Source organism: Croceibacterium selenioxidans (assembly GCF_018599195.1).
Taxonomy (GTDB): domain Bacteria; phylum Pseudomonadota; class Alphaproteobacteria; order Sphingomonadales; family Sphingomonadaceae; genus Croceibacterium_A; species Croceibacterium_A selenioxidans.
This window is the reverse complement of the sequence record NZ_JAHFVK010000001.1, coordinates 1,432,341-1,447,160: the sequence shown is the minus strand read 5'-3', so window position 1 is coordinate 1,447,160 and position 14,820 is coordinate 1,432,341. Positions and strand designations below refer to the sequence as shown.

The following is a 14,820-nucleotide window of genomic DNA, read 5'->3' as shown; positions in this document are numbered from 1 at the left end:
CTTTGGGCCCCAATCATCCGCGGGAGATGCCGTAAAATTCGGCGATGCCGCCCAGCAGGAATTCCATGCTTATGCACATGAGCAGAAATCCGAATATCCGGGTCATGGCGTCGATACCGTGATGTCCAAGCAGGGTGACCAGCGAACTCGCGCCTCGCAGGACGATGAAGGCGATCACGAACGTCACTGCTAGTCCGGCCGCGACCCCGGCATAGATCATCGGCAGGTCTTCAACCGGGAAAGATCGGATCCGCGTCGCTCCTGCCAACACCACCGAGATCGAGCCCGGGCCCGCGAGGCTCGGCATGGCGATCGGCGCAAAGGCGATCTCCAGGTTTTGGGGCGGCGCGCCATCGAGCTCTCCCGGAATTCTCGGTCGAGGGAAGAGCATCCGAAAGCCCACCGCCGCGATGATCAGGCCGCCGGCTACGCGTATACCTGGGACGGTGATGCCGAAGAAGTTGGAAATGCGCGCGCCCAGGAGGAGGAAGACCAGCAGTATCGAGAAGCCGTAGATGCATCCCTTGAGCGCTTGCCGCCGCGCCTGCTCCTTGCTCATTCCGCCGGTCAGCGAAACGAACAAGGGCGCAGTGCTGAACGGATTCACGATCGGGAACATGGCCCCGAACGAGATAGCCAGCGCTTGCAGAAACAATTCTATCGCGTTCCTCCCTGAAGGAGCGGATGGCGGTCAAGCCGCGGGACTGATGGCTTACGGATTCGCGAGCCGGGCTTTGCTCGTGACGACCCGGGCCGTCACGCGACGGGCTTCGGCATTGGACGTTGGTGTCGCCGAAGCACCCGTATCGACCTCTCCCATGGCGGATGCGGCGATGACTCGACCGGGTTGGATCCCGGGACGCTGCTTGAGGTAGTCGATCACGTTCTGCGCGCGGCGGCTGCTCAGGCGCTGGTTGGCCGCAGCGTCGCCCGTGGGGTCGGCATAGCCCAGAACCGAGATGGCATAGCCTTCAATGGACTGCGCCTGGGTTGCGAGATCGTTGAGCGAACGCTTGCCTTCGGCGTTGATGGTTGAGCTGCCGCTGGCGAAGTAGACGTTCGCCTCTGCCCGCACGTCGAATTCGCCGGTCTGCGCCAGTGCCTCGCGGGTTTCGGCCTGTCCGGCCCTGATCTGGACCGCGGTGCGATAATCGCTTTGCTTGAATTCGATCTCGTCGGCCGCGAACGAACCGCCGTTGTTGGTGCCTTGGACCTTGATCGGCAGGCCCGGCAGCAAATCGGATGCCGCCTTGTCTTCCTTGCGGACATTCAGCGCACCCGCGGTCGAGCGGATGCGAGTGTCGGAATCGAGCGTGACGGTCTGTTGCGTGTTGCCCGTCTGAAGCACGACCTGACCGTCGCCCGAGCGGACGATCACGCCTTCCAGCTTGTCATCCTGGGCGAGGGCGGGGGTGGAAGCCAGCAGTGCCAGGCTGGCGGCAAGCGCAAATCTTCTACCCATGGTCACGGGCGTTCTCCCCTGTGGCAATCGACGGGAGTACACGTAACGGAGTGGCGACCCCCGTCAGGAGCGGTGGGTCTAGACCTATCGCGGCCGGTCGCTGATCGGGGCAAACACTGAGTTCGCCCGGGACGAGTCCCTAATTGTGTGCGTAAGGCGCAAAAAAGGGGCGCCGCGACCGATCGCGGCGCCCCGGTAATTGCGAACGGTCTTAATTAGCCCAGATTGGCGCTGACCATCGCGTAGAACATCGGCAGCGACAGGATCACGTTGGTCCGGCTGGCGATAAGCGCGACAGGAGCGGCCTTGGCCTTGGCTTCGTCGGTAGCTTCGACCAGGCCGAGGATCTTTTTCTGCGCCGGCCAGATCACGAACCATACGTTAGAGGCCATGATAATTGCTAGCCACATGCCAAGGCCGATCAGGTTGATCCCATCGGCACCCACGCCCCGAAAGGTCAGGGCATCGGCGCCGTATCCGTTGTGGAACGCGATCGCGAGGCCGGTCAAAACCGTGAACAAGGCGCCGTAGCGGAAGAAGAACAGCACCGACGGAGCGATGTAGCCCGTGACGCCCTTCTTCAGTTCGGCCGGAATCTTCGGCATGGCCGGGACCTGCACGAAGTTCAGGTAGTAGAGCAGGCCAATCCAGACGACGCCGAAAAACAGATGTAGCCAGCGCATGACGTCGTCAGCGACATCGCGTGCGCTTTCGCCGGTCCAGCCGGTAAAACTGGCGATTACCGCAATCGCCAGCACCAGGCCGATGAGCAGCACAAGATGCAGATTGCCGAATAGTTTTGCCATGGAGGTTCCCCCTTCTTCCCAATTGCTGGCGTGGTCTAACGCCAAGCAGCCTGCCGGGAAAGGGCACAACTTGGAGATTAGCCAGTCGGCGGGGGATTGGCCTTCTCGTCTTCGGAACCTTCAGTCGAAAGCCCGTGCTTCAACAGCATCGGAAGCTGCGTGAAAGTGAAGGCGAAGCTCAGCGGCAGGAACACCCACAACTTGGCTGCGAGCCAGGATTCGAAGCTCAGCGCGTTGGCGAGTATCTCGTTGAGGACCGCCAAAAAAATGAAGAAGAAGCCCCAATTGCGCGACAGCTTGAGCCAGCCTTCGTCATTCAATCCGTCGAATGCGGCCTCAAGCAGATACTTTAGCAGAGCCTTGCCGCTAAGCCAGCCGACGATAAGGGCGACCGCAAAGAGCGTATAGATGGCAGTCGGTTTGCGCTGAATCCACCACTCGTTACCCGTGTAGATCGTCAACGTGCCGAACCCGACGATCAGGACCGTCGAGAGCCACAACATCGGCGAAATACGGCCGAGCCGCCATTTGGAAATGGCCAAGGCGACGAGCGAGGCCGCGATGAACGCTCCGGTGCTGCGGACCACGGCGAAAATCTCGCCCGCGATGTCCTCTCCGTCAGGGCGGAAATAGCGATAGGTCAGAAAGAACGCGAGCAGCGGGCCGTAATCGACCGCCACGTTGATCCAGCCTGACTTCGGCTTCTTGGTTTGGACTTCGGACATCACGCCACTCCCGCAATCACGCGCGCGACCAGGTCCGGGTCGAACGGGCGCAAGTCGTCTATTTTCTCACCTACGCCGATCGCATGGATCGGCAGCCCGTACTGCTCCGCCGCGGCCACCAGAACGCCGCCGCGCGCCGTTCCGTCTAGCTTGGTCATGATCAGGCCCGTGACTCCCGCGACCTCCCGGAACACGTCGATCTGGGCGAGGGCGTTCTGGCCGTTCGTTGCGTCCAGCACCAGAACGACGTCGTGTGGCGCTTCCGGATTGAGCCGGCCGAGGACGCGCCTGATCTTGGCCAGTTCGTCCATCAGCTCGCGCTTGTTTTGCAACCGTCCGGCAGTATCCACGACAAGGGCGTCGATGCCGGTGTCGGTCGCCTGCTTCACCGCGTCGAAGACGATACTGGCGGGATCGCCGCCCTCCGGCCCGCGAACGATGTCCACCCCGATCCTGTCCGCCCAGACGGCCAGTTGCCCGATCGCTGCGGCGCGAAACGTGTCACCGGCGGCCAGCAGCACGCCGTAGTCTTCTTCCTGGAAGAGGTGGGCGAGCTTGGCGATTGTCGTGGTCTTGCCGCTGCCGTTGACCCCGATAACCAGGATCACCTGGGGGCGGGGGAAAGCGGTAATCTCGAGCGGTTTTGCCACCGGGCGCAGGATCGCGGCGATCTCTTCGGCCACGGCTTCCCGCAGTTCACGCTCCGTCATCGAGAGGCCGAAGCGCTTTTCGGCCAGCTTGTTGCGGATGCGCGCGGCGGCACTCGGGCCGAGGTCCGATAAGATCAGCGCGTCTTCGACTTCATCGAGCGTGCGGTCATCCAGTTTCGCGGTGCCAACTACTCCAGTGAGGTTTTCGGACAAGCGCTCGGAAGTTTTGCGAAAGCCGCCGAACAGGCGTTCGCTCCAGGTAGCCTCGCTCATTGCAGCAGGCCCCCATCGAGAGATTGCGGTCGGATCGAGACGAGCCGGCCCCGCTGGGTCCCGGACGGAAGTGCAACGCGCGCGAAATTCTCGGCGTGTCCAGTGCCATCGGCTTCGGCCAGCACTGTGAGCTCGCTACCCACGAGGCCGGTGAGCCAGTCAGTGCGTACGACTTCCGCTTCGGCCCGCAGTTCGCCTGCGCGCCGGCGGATGAGGCTCTTGTCGACTTGCGGCATTCGCGCCGCGGGCGTGCCGGGGCGCGGAGAATACGGAAATACGTGGCAGTGAACCACCTGGAGCTCCCGAATGATCGAGCGATTGGCTTGGTGCATGATTTCGTCTTCGGTCGGAAACCCCGCGATGAGATCGGCCCCGACGGCCAGGTCGGGCCGCTTCGTGCGTAAGCCCTCGACCAGGCTTACAGCGTCGGCGCGAGTGTGGCGCCGCTTCATGCGCTTGAGGATCAGGTCGTGGCCGTGCTGCAACGAGAGATGGATGTGCGGCATGATTCGTGGCTCGCCCTCGAACAGTTCGAGGAGTTCAGGATCGATCTCGACCCCATCGAGCGACGACAGACGAAGCCGGGCGAGCTCGGGAAAGGCTGAAAGTACTGCGCTAACCAAGCTGCCAAGACGGGGCTGCCCGGGCAAGTCGTGGCCCCAGCTTGTTACGTCGACCCCAGTCAGGACGACTTCCGACGCCCCACACTCAAGGTGGCGCCCCACTTCCTGCAGCACGCCAACGACGGGCACGGACCGGCTCGACCCGCGGCCTTGGGGGATGACGCAAAAAGTGCAGGCGTGGTCGCAACCGTTCTGGACCGCGATAAAGGCCCGGGTGTGGAGCGGGGTGACGAGCGCCGTATTGCCTGGGACATTCCAAACGCGCGGGTCGAGCTTGTGCGCGTTGGCAATGAGGCCGTCGACTTCGGGCATTGAGCCCAAGGCCTCACGCTCGATTTCGGCGGCGCACCCCGTCACCAGCAGGCGCGCATCGGGATGGGCGCGGCGGGCTTTGCGTATGGCCTGACGTGTCTGCCGGACCGCCTCTGCCGTCACCGCGCAGCTGTTGACGACCACGACATCGCGTTCGTTCGCCAGAAGCGCCCGGATTGTTTCGCTTTCGGCAAGGTTGAGGCGGCAACCCAGCGAAATGACTTCAGCCGTCACGCAAAGTCGCCCCAGTCGAACGTGCCGCGAAAGCTTTCGGAAGCCGGGCCGGTCATGGTTATGTGGCCGTCTTCGCCCCATTCGATCAGCAGCGATCCGCCTGGCAGATCGACCGTAACCTCACGATCGACCAGTCCACGACGGATGGCGGCGACCGCGGCCGCGCAGGCCCCGGTGCCGCAGGCGCGGGTCAGGCCGGCCCCTCGTTCCCACACGCGAAGCCGCAGCCGGTCGCGCCCCGCCACCGTGGCCACGCCGACATTGACCCGGTCCGGGAACAGCGGGTCGTTTTCGATCACCGGACCGAGCCGATCGAGCTCGACGGCGTCGCAGTCCGCTACAAAGAACACCGCGTGCGGATTACCGAGGTTGACCGCCGTCGGCTGCTCCAGCTCTTCCCATCCCACTGGGAGAGATGCCGTGTCCATCGCGTAGGCCAGCGGGATGGCATCCCACTCGAAGCGCGGCTCTCCCATGTCCACGGCGGCGCCACCATCGCTCGGTTGGACGGCGAGTATCCCCGCCAGCGTCTCGATCCGGGCCGGTGAACCGTGGAGCAGGGCGACGGCGCGCGTCGCATTGCCGCAAGCCTCCACCTCGCTGCCGTCCGCATTGAAGATGCGCATGCGAAAATCGGCGTTATCGGAGGGTTCCAGGAGGATCATCTGGTCGCAGCCAATGCCGGTGCGGCGGTCGGCCAGCGCACGGGCGAGCGAGGCCGTTATGGGCGGCAGCGCATGAACGCGAGTATCGAGGACGACAAAGTCGTTCCCGAGTCCGTGCATCTTGGTGAAGGCAGCGCGCATGGCTGTCACCTAGGAGCCGCGCGGCGTCAGGGCAATGGGCGGATAAAGCTTAACCCGCCTTGCGGTCGGCCGTTTCGTTCTCGTCTTTTGTCTCGCCGACCGGCGTGGGCTCTACCCCAGGCTTCCCGTTGACCAGCAAGTCGAGCCGCGCGAGGCGCGCACGGGTGGCGATGGCATCTTCGGGAAAACCATAGAGATAACCCTGGCCCTTCAGCTGGCCGAAGCTTCGCAGCTTCGCCAAAATCTCGTGCGACTCAACACCTTCCGCCGTCATCGGCAAGGACAGGTCTCGCCCCAGCGATACGATGGCTTCAACCAGCTCGTGCCCCATGCCTTCATTTGCCAGCTCGCTAACGAAGCTGCGGTCGATCTTGAGGCGGTCGAAGGGGAGCGCCCGCAACTGGGAGAGGCTCGAATAGCCGGTACCGAAATCGTCGAGACTGATGCGAATGCCCTGGTTCTTGAGGCTGGTCACCATGGCCCGAACGGCGCCCAGGTTTTCATGCAGGCAGCTCTCGGTAATTTCGACTTCCAGGCGGCTGGGAGGAAATCCACTTTCGATCAGGAGACGCAGCAACTTTTGCGCAAACCACGGATCGCGCATCTGCATGGGCGAGACGTTGACCGAAAGCGTGAGCTTCTGATGCCATTCCTTGGCATCGTCCAGCGCCTGGCGAATAAGCGATTCCGACAGGGCACCGATCTGGTCGATTTCCTCGGCGATCGGAATGAACGTATCCGGATTAACCAACCCAAAGACGGGCGATTGCCACCTCGCGAGCATTTCGAAGCCGACAAGCTCGCCGGTCTCAAGGTCGATCTGCTGCTCATAGAACGGCACGAACTCGCCCGCTGGAATACCGCGGCGGATGCCAGTCTCGAGATCGTTGCGGTGGCGCAATTCGCGTTCCATCGCAGGTTCGAACCAGAAGTACCGGTTTCGGCCGTGTTTCTTGGCGTGGTACATGGCCATGTCGGCGTGATGAATCAGCGCCTCGGCATCGGGCTCTGTCGCATCAAAGTGTTCACCGCTGCTGGCCATGCCGATCGAGACGGCTGCTTCGAGCTGCATCTCATAGGCATTGATCGGAGCCGAGACCGAGGCGATCAGCTGGAGCGCCAGGCGATCGATATCTCCGCTGTCGCGGGCGTCATAGGGCAGCGCACATACGAATTCATCACCGCCAATGCGCGCCAGGATGCCCTCACTGGGAAGCAATTCTCCGATCCGGCGAGCGATCTCGACCAGGACGGCATCACCCATCTTGTGCCCGTTGAGGTCGTTGATCTGCTTGAACTTGTCGAGATCGACCATCAGCAGCGCCACCTCGCGGCGGCTTGCGCGGGCATCTTCGAGCAACTTGTCGATTGCCGGACCACCGCTGCGGCGGTTGAGACTGCCCGTAAGGGGGTCCATTGCCGCGAGCTGGTTGGCTCTCTCTTCTGCCCGGCGGCGTTCGGCCACCTCCTGGTGAAGGTCCGAGTAACGACGCCACCCGAAGATCAGCAGCGCGATGTTCAGCAGTACGGTGGCCGTGAGGGCCGAATCCGGCTGAGGTCCAAGGCCGAGGGAAGAGCGGACGATCTTGTGCATGATCGTGCCACCGGTGCCGACAAACAGAATAATCGCCGCTACCGCCACCCCGAGGGCGACGATATCCCTTTCCGCCTTGGCGGTGCCGGGGAGGCTCGACCTGAATTTGTCGACTGTTTGCTTCACAAAGACTTGAGATCCCAAACCCTTTCGGCATCAATGGCTGAACTCATTCAAAATTCCGTTAATTGCTCCAAATCAGTGATTGGATGACGGAAAACAGAGGAATAATTCGTGCAACACTATTGGCTGATCAAATCCGAGCCCGCTGCTTATAGCTGGGACGATCTGGTCAAAGACGGCGAAACCCTGTGGGATGGTGTCCGCAACCACCGGGCTGCCAATAACCTCAGGTCGATGAAAGTGGGCGACCAGGCCTTCTTCTACCATTCGGTTACCGGCAAGGAGATCGTCGGTATTGTTGAGGTCAGCGTGGCGGGATTGACCGATCCGAAGGACGCCGCCTGGGCGGCTGTGAAGGTGAAGCCCGTTCGGGCGCTCGAGCGTGCGGTTTCCCTGGCTGAAATCAAGGCCGACAAAGACCTGCCCGAGATCGAGCTGGTGCGGCTTTCACGCCTGTCCGTGGCGGAAATCCGTCCGGTGGAATGGAACCACATCATTTCGTTGGCAAAGGCCTGATTTCAGGAACCTAAGCCGGCGAAAGTGCCTTTGTTTCTTGTGAGGTGGCGCGAGGTGCGCCCCCGATAGGAGAGAAACCATGGGCGAGTTTGTCAGCAAAGCCAAAGGTGTGGCCAACGAAGCCATCGGCAAGGCGAAGCAGGGCTCGGACGATCCGGCCAAGCGCGCCGAAGGCCGCGCTCAGGAGCGTAAGGGCGAAGCTCAGAACCTGAAGGGCAGCGTCCAGGGCGCACTCGGCAACAAAGTCTAAGCTCTGCCAATATTTTGCTCAGGGCCGTCCTCGCGGGCGGCCCTTTGCTTGTCAGGCGCTGCCCCGTAATCCGCTGACGGTCGCGCCGCCCGCGCTGAGTTGTTCAACCTCTACGAGGCAATGGATAAGGCGCATGCCCTTGAGTGGGATCGCCTCGACGAGCGCCGCTTCGAACTGTCCGGTTGTTTCGACCCTTCTCGTCCAGGCGCCAAAGGCGGCACCGAGCGCGGCGAAGTCGGGATTGGCGAGGTCGGTGCCCGACACCCGGCCCGGATAAGTCCGCTCCTGATGCATGCGGATCGTTCCGTATGAGCCGTTGTCGACAACGATGACCAGCACGTTGCAGCCGTACTGGGCTGCCGTGGCCAGTTCCTGAGCATTCATCAGGAAATCGCCGTCGCCCGCCACGGCAAGGACTTGGCGTTCCGGATGACGCAAGGCGGCCGCAACCGCTGCCGGGACACCGTAACCCATGGCCCCTGCCGTTGGCGCAAGCTGCGAAGGATAGCCCGCGTAAGGCCAGTACCTGTGCCACCAGCCAGAGAAGTTGCCCGCTCCGTTGCACACAATCGTATCGCCCGGCAGTTCGCGCCTCGCGAGGGCGAGGCAAGAGGCGAGGTCGAGCCGATAACCCCCATCTCCGGGCGTCGACCACTCAACCCATTCGCCATGCGCCTCTGCCCCGGCGTCAAAGGGGATCACGTCGCCTTCCTCCCACAGCGCGGCACTTTCGGCGAATTCGTCCACGTCGGCACAAATCGCGAGGTCGGTGCGATAGACGCGGTTCAGTTCATTCGGGTCGGGATGGACATGGATCAGGGTCTGTCCGGGATGCTCGAGCGTGACCAGCTCGTACCCGTCGGTCGTAGCCTCGCCGAGCCGGGCGCCAACGACGAGGACGACATCGGCCGCCTTGATCCGCTCAACCAGCTTGGGATTGGGCCCATAGCCTAGGTTTCCCGCGAAGACCGGTGAAGCCGGCGGGATGGCATCCTGCCGGCGAAACGCCGTGGCGACCGGAATGCCGATCCGCTCGGCAAAAGCGGTGAAATATTGCCGGGCCTTGGCATTCCACCCGCCGCCGCCGATGATCGCGACCGGTGCGGCTGCATCGCCGATCAGGTCGAGCATCGTCGCCATGGCATCCGGGCAGGGAGCCTGTGCGGGTCTGCACACGTACGGGCGCGGCGAGTTCGTAAGGCCGCTTTCATGCAGCATGTCTTCCGGCAGCGCGAGCACGACCGGGCCCGGGCGGCCCGAAATCGCCGTGGCGTAGGCGCGGGCGACGTATTCCGGAATGCGCGCAGCGTCTTCGATTCTGGCAGACCATTTGGCGATCGGCGCGAAGAAAGCCGGGAAATCGACTTCCTGGAAACCCTCGCGATCGCGCATCGACCGGTCGACGTCGCCGATAAACAGAATCATCGGTTGCGAGTCCTGGAACGCGACGTGGACGCCGATGCTGGCGTTGGTCGCGCCCGGCCCGCGGGTGACGAAGCAGATACCAGGGCGACCGGTCATGGCGCCGTCGGCACAAGCCATGAACGCCGCGCCGCCTTCCTGCCTGCAAGTAACTGTTTGAATTTCGCTCGTTTCGCCGAGCGCATCGAGCACCGGAAGGAAGCTTTCCCCGGGCACGTTGAAGACGCGGTCGCAGCCCTGTTCGACCAGGCAGTCGACAAGCAGCCTGGCAGCCGTTGAAGTCATGGAAGAGGAGTAGCGAGGCCCCGCGTCGGTAGCAACCTCTGTGCAATCCCGGGACATACCCGAATAGGCGGATACCAATAGGTTACTAAAACGTTACCCAGCATGACTATGCGCCGTTCACTGGTCCTCACCGACGAGTCCGCCCGACATCCGTTTCGGGCTTCCCTGCCACCTCACTGGCGGGAGTTCCGCCATGAATATGCCGAGCCCCGCGCGCCTTGGCGAAGTCGGTTGGCACTGGACGTTCGCGGCTTTGCGCAGACTTATTGTGCCTGCTTCCTGGCGGTAATGGCCTTCATCATCTGACTTCCACCTGCGCTGAGACAAGAGCATGGCGTTCCGCCTGGTAAAGGCGAGCGCCCAGCCAGGCCGAGATCAGGCACATGGCCGCGCTGAGCAGCAGTTGTTCGACAATCGCGATACCAACCGCGCTCAGGCCCGCGGCGATGAGCGATCCCATGACCATGGCACCCGAATTGACGATATTGTTCGCGGCGACGGTACGCGCCGCACGGGAAGGATCGCACTTGGTCGTCAGAAAGGCGTAAAGGGGGACCACGAACATGCCGCCAGAAATGGCGATCAGCAGCAGTGTAAGCAAAACCATCGGCGCGAGCGGCTGGGTCAGGAACTCCCCCACATTCATGAGTTCGGTGGGCCGCACTTCGGCTTTCCACTCGTGGCAGACGAACCAGAATGCCGCAACGAAGGCTCCCATGAACAGCACCGAGATCGGCGCATAGCGGGCTGATACCTTACCCTTGAGCAGGGCGTTGATGGCGACCGATCCGATGGCCACCCCGATCGAGAACACCACCAGGAACAGGCTCGCGACCTCCTTGCTCGCCATCAAGACGTTTTTGGCGAGCGGCGGGAACTGGATGAACAGCACCGCCCCGATGGTCCAGAAGAAGCTGATAGCGAGGATGGCGTAGAAGACTTCGCGCAAATGCATCGTGTCCCGTACGAGTTCGATCGAGGCGCGGATGATGTGGCGATCGATCGGCTGACCGGTCTCATACGGAGGTGCAGGGGGCACCTGGAGGCTCGTGATATAGCCGGCAACGGCCGTCAGGACGACGGCGAGGGCGGCCCATTCCACGTCGATATATCCGGCCACGATCGTCCCGGCGAGAATGGCAATGTAAGTGCCGGCCTCAACCAGCCCGGTGCCGGCCAGTACTTCGTCCTTTTCCAGATGCTGCGGGAGGATGGCGTATTTGATCGGCCCGAAGAAGGTCGAATGGACCCCCATGGCGAACAGGGCGAGCAGCATGAGCGGGATGGCCGCGATTTGCGTCAGCATGCCCTGCCAGGCCATGACAAGTCCCGCGCCGCCGACGAACATGATTCCGATCTCGGCCGCCTTGATCCAGCGAATGATCATGGCCTTGTCGCGCATGTCGGCGAGCTGCCCGGCGAGGGCCGAGAGCACGAAGAAGGGCAGGATGAAGAGGCCGGAGGCTATGGCGCTGAACTGCGCCTCGGCCTCTTCGGAATTGTAGACGCTGTACACGACGAACAGCACCATCGCGTTCTTGAACAGGTTGTCATTGAAGGCGTTGAAGAGCTGGGTGGCAAAGAGCGGCAGGAATCGCCGCTGTTTCAGCAGATGGGTAGAGGTCAGCATGTGCCAGCCCGTTTAGCCCCCTTAAGCTTAACGACAATCCTATCGGTGGACTTTTCCGACGCACGCCGACCGCCTAGAACCCTCATGATGCTTACGCTGCCCAACCTGCTCACCTTGTCGCGAATCGTGGCTCTGCCACTGCTTGGCTTCCTCTTGTGGTGGCCCAACTGGCAGCTTGGCTATGCACTGGCGTTCGCGCTCTATTGCCTGATGGGTATCACCGACTATTTCGATGGCTATCTCGCCCGGTCGAGCGGTGCCGTTTCCCGGCTCGGTATCTTCCTCGATCCCATCGCTGACAAGATCATGGTCGCGGTCGTCATACTTGTCCTTACCGCGCAAGGTTACCTGCGGGGGCCGATCGTCGGGGACATGCACGTCATTGCCGGTCTGATTATCCTGGTGCGGGAGATCGCCGTTTCCGGCCTGAGGGAATTCCTCGGTGGCCTCCAGGTCTCCGTACCCGTGTCAAAGCTGGCGAAGTGGAAGACGACCTTCCAGCTCGTGGCGCTGGGCGCCTTGATTTTGGGCGGGGCTGTTCACGGCCAACCGTGCGACGCCGCGGGAGTATGCGAATCGCTTCGCGAACAGTGGATCCATCTGGTGGGCCTCGCGAGCCTGTGGGGCGCGGCCATCCTGACGCTCGTCACCGGCTGGGATTATCTGCGAGTCGGCATCAAGCACATGGACTGACGCCTTAGCGGGCCGATCGGCACAGAACTTGGCGCATTCCGGAAAGCATCCGGGACCAGTCCATTGCAGTAGCCGCGCAATCCCGGGATTGGCGGGCGCGGAGGTGCCGGGACCGGAGGGAAAGCCCTTCGGGTCGCTTTTAGCCAATTGGATGTTCGGCTCGGTTTCCCGCCGGAACTCCAGTCTCCGCGCTCGCCTCCGCCCAAGAGGCGTCGGTGATCAGCCCGCCCGCAGCTCCTGAGCGAGCAGCCGGAATTCTTCGGCGCGCGGGCTGTTCTTGCGCCAGATCAGCGCGATCTCTCGGCTCGCCTTGCGCGCCTTTAAAGGCCGCGCGATCACGTGGGTATCGTTGAGGATTCCCGCGTCGATCGCCATTTCCGGCAGCATCGTCATCCCGAGGCCGTTGTCGACCATCTGCACCAGGGTATGCAGGCTGGTGCCGATCATGGTCGCGGACGCCCGCAGCTCAGGTCGGTTGCAGGCCGAAAGCGCATGCTCTTTCAGGCAATGCCCGTCTTCCAGCAGCAGCAGGTGATTTTCGTCAATCATGGCCGGAGGAATCGTTTCCGGCGGATCGCGCGGATCGTCCTTCGGGAAAGCGACGAACAGCCGGTCATCGCTGATATGCGCCTTGTCCACCTCGCCCGTGGCGAAGGGCAGCGCCAGCAGCACGCAATCCGCCCGACCGTGGTGCAGCGATTCGACCGCGTCTCCGCTCGTTTCCTCGCGCAGGAAAAGTCGCAAGTTCGGGCGTTCCTTGCGCAGACGGGGCAGAATGCGGGGAAGGAAGAAGGGCGCAATCGTCGGGATCACACTCATCCGCAGTTCGCCCTGCAGAGGTTTTCCCGAAGCTTGCACCAGGTCGCTCAGCTCTTCAGCCTCGCGCAGCAGCCGGTGAGCTTTTGCCACCACCGCGTTACCTAACGGAGTGAAGCGCACGACTCGGCGGCTTCGCTCGACCAGCGTGACCCCGAGAAGCGATTCGAGCTCGCGAATTCCCGCCGACAAGGTCGACTGCGAAACGAAGCTGGCTTTCGCGGCCTGGCCGAAATGGCCATGCTCGTGAAGCGCAACCAGGTACTGCAGCTGCTTGATGGTGGGGAGGTAAGTGCTCACTCGGCCGCCTGCGACTCCGTGTCCTCGGATGCGACGGTCTCTCCGGCGTCATCGATCCGGGTCATCTTGAGTCGACCGTTCTCGACACCGAAGCCGAGTCGGCCTTCAACCAGCTCCAGCGCGTCGCGCCCGAACACCTCGTAACGCCAACCCTCCAGCACCGGGAGCTTGCGCACGCCAGCCGCGAGCGCCTCCAGCTCGTCGGACCGAGTGAGCAACCGTGCGGCTACGTCGATTTCGCGCGTGCGAATCTTGAGCAGAAGCTTCAGCAAGTCGGCGACCAGCGCGCCTTCCTTGCCGAGGGGCGCCCCGCGCTTCGGTTTGTCGGGCATCTCGTCGGCGGGCAGAGGCTCCACGTCGCGAAGCACGCGCATCAGTCGCTTGCCTATGTCGTTTTCCTTCCATGCCTGGCTGAGTCCACGGACCTTGGCGAGGTCGTCTTGCTTGGTTGGCGGATGGCTGGCGAGATCTGCCAGAGTCTCATCGCGCATGATTCGCCCGCGAGGGATGTCCTTGGCTTGCGCCTCCGTCTCCCGCCATGCGGCCAGGGCCTTGAGCCGTCCGAGCACCAACGCGTTGCGGCTGGGCGCCCGTATGCGATGCCAGGCGGTTTCCAGATCGTTGGCGTAGTTCGCCGGATCGGCGAGCTTTTCCATTTCGGCGTTGAGCCATTCGCCGCGTTCGGACTTGATCAGTTTCTTGAGGATCTTGGGGAAAATCCGCGCGAGATAGGTGACGTCGCCGATCGCGTATTCGATCTGCCGCTCGGTCAGCGGACGGCGGCTCCAGTCCGTAAAGCGGGCGCCCTTGTCGATTGTCTTGCCGAGCCATGATTCGACCAGATTGGCATAGCCGATCTGCTCCGACTGGCTGACCGCCATCATCGCGATCTGCGTGTCGAAGATCGGGTGCGGCGTCCGTCCGGTGAGGTTGTAGACGATCTCCACATCCTGTCCGCCGGCATGAAAGACCTTGAGCACTTCCTCGTTGTTGGTGAGAAGTTCCAACAGCGGCGTGAGGTCGATTCCGGCGGCAAGCGGGTCGATAGCCGCGGCTTCCTCCTCGTTGCCGATCTGCACGAGACACAGCAGCGGGTAGTAGGTGTTCTCGCGCATGAACTCGGTATCGACTGCGATGAAGTCGGATTTCGCCAAGCGCGTGCAGAGGTCCGCCAGTTCCTCTGTGGTCGTTATGAGCGGGTGTATTTTCATCATGACTTTTCTATAGGGCCCGGATGCTGCCGGGCGGGACGCTTGACAAACAGGGCTCAAGCCCCGTTAGCGCCGGCTCCTTAGCCCCA

General features: G+C 62.6%; 15 protein-coding genes. 3 read left to right on the top strand and 12 right to left on the bottom strand.

The window, feature by feature from the left end:
* Positions 1-13: 13 nt before the first annotated feature.
* The 8 genes from KK137_RS07020 to KK137_RS06985 form a co-directional block, all read right to left on the bottom strand.
* Entirely contained in the window at positions 14-655 is a 642-nt protein-coding gene (locus tag KK137_RS07020) for a MarC family NAAT transporter (protein WP_214535437.1), read from the bottom strand.
* 57 nt (positions 656-712) lie between these two features.
* Complete coding sequence (locus tag KK137_RS07015) at positions 713-1,462, bottom strand: OmpA family protein (RefSeq protein WP_214535436.1); 750 nt, start codon at positions 1,460-1,462, stop codon at positions 713-715.
* Between the two features lie 215 nt (positions 1,463-1,677).
* The gene (locus tag KK137_RS07010; RefSeq protein WP_214535435.1) at positions 1,678-2,268 is read right to left on the bottom strand and encodes a urate hydroxylase PuuD; all 591 of its coding nucleotides are present in this window, start codon (positions 2,266-2,268) and stop codon (positions 1,678-1,680) included.
* Between the two features lie 77 nt (positions 2,269-2,345).
* Entirely contained in the window at positions 2,346-2,993 is a 648-nt protein-coding gene (locus KK137_RS07005) for an inner membrane-spanning protein YciB (RefSeq protein ID WP_214535434.1), read from the bottom strand.
* Complete coding sequence (gene ftsY, locus KK137_RS07000; protein ID WP_214535433.1) at positions 2,993-3,916, bottom strand: signal recognition particle-docking protein FtsY; 924 nt, start codon at positions 3,914-3,916, stop codon at positions 2,993-2,995. The genes KK137_RS07005 and ftsY overlap by 1 nt, the downstream gene beginning before the upstream one ends.
* Positions 3,913-5,085 carry a MiaB/RimO family radical SAM methylthiotransferase gene (locus KK137_RS06995; RefSeq protein ID WP_338027998.1) on the bottom strand — a complete coding sequence of 391 codons (1,173 nt, stop codon included), beginning with the start codon at positions 5,083-5,085 and terminating at the stop codon, positions 3,913-3,915. Before KK137_RS06995 ends, ftsY begins: the two co-directional genes overlap by 4 nt.
* On the bottom strand, positions 5,082-5,891 hold the full coding sequence (gene dapF / locus KK137_RS06990; RefSeq protein WP_214535431.1) for a diaminopimelate epimerase: 810 nt from the start codon (positions 5,889-5,891) through the stop codon (positions 5,082-5,084). Before dapF ends, KK137_RS06995 begins: the two co-directional genes overlap by 4 nt.
* Before the next feature lie 49 nt (positions 5,892-5,940).
* Positions 5,941-7,611: a putative bifunctional diguanylate cyclase/phosphodiesterase gene (locus KK137_RS06985; protein WP_338027997.1), complete on the bottom strand. Its 1,671-nt coding sequence runs from the start codon at positions 7,609-7,611 to the stop codon at positions 5,941-5,943.
* A gap of 108 nt (positions 7,612-7,719) precedes the next feature.
* Between KK137_RS06985 and KK137_RS06980 the strand changes: the two genes are divergently transcribed.
* Both KK137_RS06980 and KK137_RS06975 read left to right on the top strand, forming a co-directional pair.
* Positions 7,720-8,124 carry an EVE domain-containing protein gene (locus tag KK137_RS06980; protein ID WP_214535430.1) on the top strand — a complete coding sequence of 135 codons (405 nt, stop codon included), beginning with the start codon at positions 7,720-7,722 and terminating at the stop codon, positions 8,122-8,124.
* Between the two features lie 79 nt (positions 8,125-8,203).
* Entirely contained in the window at positions 8,204-8,374 is a 171-nt protein-coding gene (locus KK137_RS06975) for a CsbD family protein (protein ID WP_214535429.1), read from the top strand.
* A gap of 51 nt (positions 8,375-8,425) precedes the next feature.
* Here the strand turns inward: KK137_RS06975 and KK137_RS06970 are convergent, their stop codons facing one another.
* Together KK137_RS06970 and KK137_RS06965 are read right to left on the bottom strand one after the other, a co-directional pair.
* On the bottom strand, positions 8,426-10,081 hold the full coding sequence (locus KK137_RS06970; protein ID WP_214535428.1) for a thiamine pyrophosphate-binding protein: 1,656 nt from the start codon (positions 10,079-10,081) through the stop codon (positions 8,426-8,428).
* 298 nt (positions 10,082-10,379) lie between these two features.
* Positions 10,380-11,711: an MFS transporter gene (locus KK137_RS06965; RefSeq protein ID WP_214535427.1), complete on the bottom strand. Its 1,332-nt coding sequence runs from the start codon at positions 11,709-11,711 to the stop codon at positions 10,380-10,382.
* An 87-nt stretch (positions 11,712-11,798) separates the two neighbouring features.
* Between KK137_RS06965 and pgsA the strand changes: the two genes are divergently transcribed.
* Positions 11,799-12,404, top strand: a complete 606-nt coding sequence (gene pgsA / locus KK137_RS06960) for a CDP-diacylglycerol--glycerol-3-phosphate 3-phosphatidyltransferase (RefSeq protein WP_214535426.1) — start codon at positions 11,799-11,801, stop codon at positions 12,402-12,404.
* A gap of 219 nt (positions 12,405-12,623) precedes the next feature.
* On the opposite strand, the gene KK137_RS06955 is transcribed toward pgsA, so the two are convergent.
* Both KK137_RS06955 and rnd read right to left on the bottom strand, forming a co-directional pair.
* Positions 12,624-13,520, bottom strand: a complete 897-nt coding sequence (locus KK137_RS06955; protein WP_214535425.1) for a hydrogen peroxide-inducible genes activator — start codon at positions 13,518-13,520, stop codon at positions 12,624-12,626.
* Positions 13,517-14,731, bottom strand: coding sequence for a ribonuclease D (gene rnd / locus KK137_RS06950; protein WP_214535424.1), 1,215 nt, complete (start codon positions 14,729-14,731; stop codon positions 13,517-13,519). Before rnd ends, KK137_RS06955 begins: the two co-directional genes overlap by 4 nt.
* Positions 14,732-14,820 lie beyond the last annotated feature (89 nt).

Bases quoted from the DNA above. Each gene is read 5' to 3' on its own strand.
- KK137_RS07015 (WP_214535436.1), bottom strand. From the start codon at position 1,462: ATGGGTAGAAGATTTGCGCTTGCCGCCAGCCTGGCACTGCTGGCTTCC.
- pgsA (WP_214535426.1), top strand. From the start codon at position 11,799: ATGCTTACGCTGCCCAACCTGCTCACCTTGTCGCGAATCGTGGCTCTG.
- KK137_RS06970 (WP_214535428.1), bottom strand. From the start codon at position 10,081: ATGACTTCAACGGCTGCCAGGCTGCTTGTCGACTGCCTGGTCGAACAG.
- KK137_RS07005 (WP_214535434.1), bottom strand. From the start codon at position 2,993: ATGTCCGAAGTCCAAACCAAGAAGCCGAAGTCAGGCTGGATCAACGTG.
- KK137_RS06965 (WP_214535427.1), bottom strand. From the start codon at position 11,711: ATGCTGACCTCTACCCATCTGCTGAAACAGCGGCGATTCCTGCCGCTC.
- ftsY (WP_214535433.1), bottom strand. From the start codon at position 3,916: ATGAGCGAGGCTACCTGGAGCGAACGCCTGTTCGGCGGCTTTCGCAAA.
- rnd (WP_214535424.1), bottom strand. From the start codon at position 14,731: ATGAAAATACACCCGCTCATAACGACCACAGAGGAACTGGCGGACCTC.
- KK137_RS07010 (WP_214535435.1), bottom strand. From the start codon at position 2,268: ATGGCAAAACTATTCGGCAATCTGCATCTTGTGCTGCTCATCGGCCTG.
- KK137_RS06975 (WP_214535429.1), top strand. From the start codon at position 8,204: ATGGGCGAGTTTGTCAGCAAAGCCAAAGGTGTGGCCAACGAAGCCATC.
- dapF (WP_214535431.1), bottom strand. From the start codon at position 5,891: ATGCGCGCTGCCTTCACCAAGATGCACGGACTCGGGAACGACTTTGTC.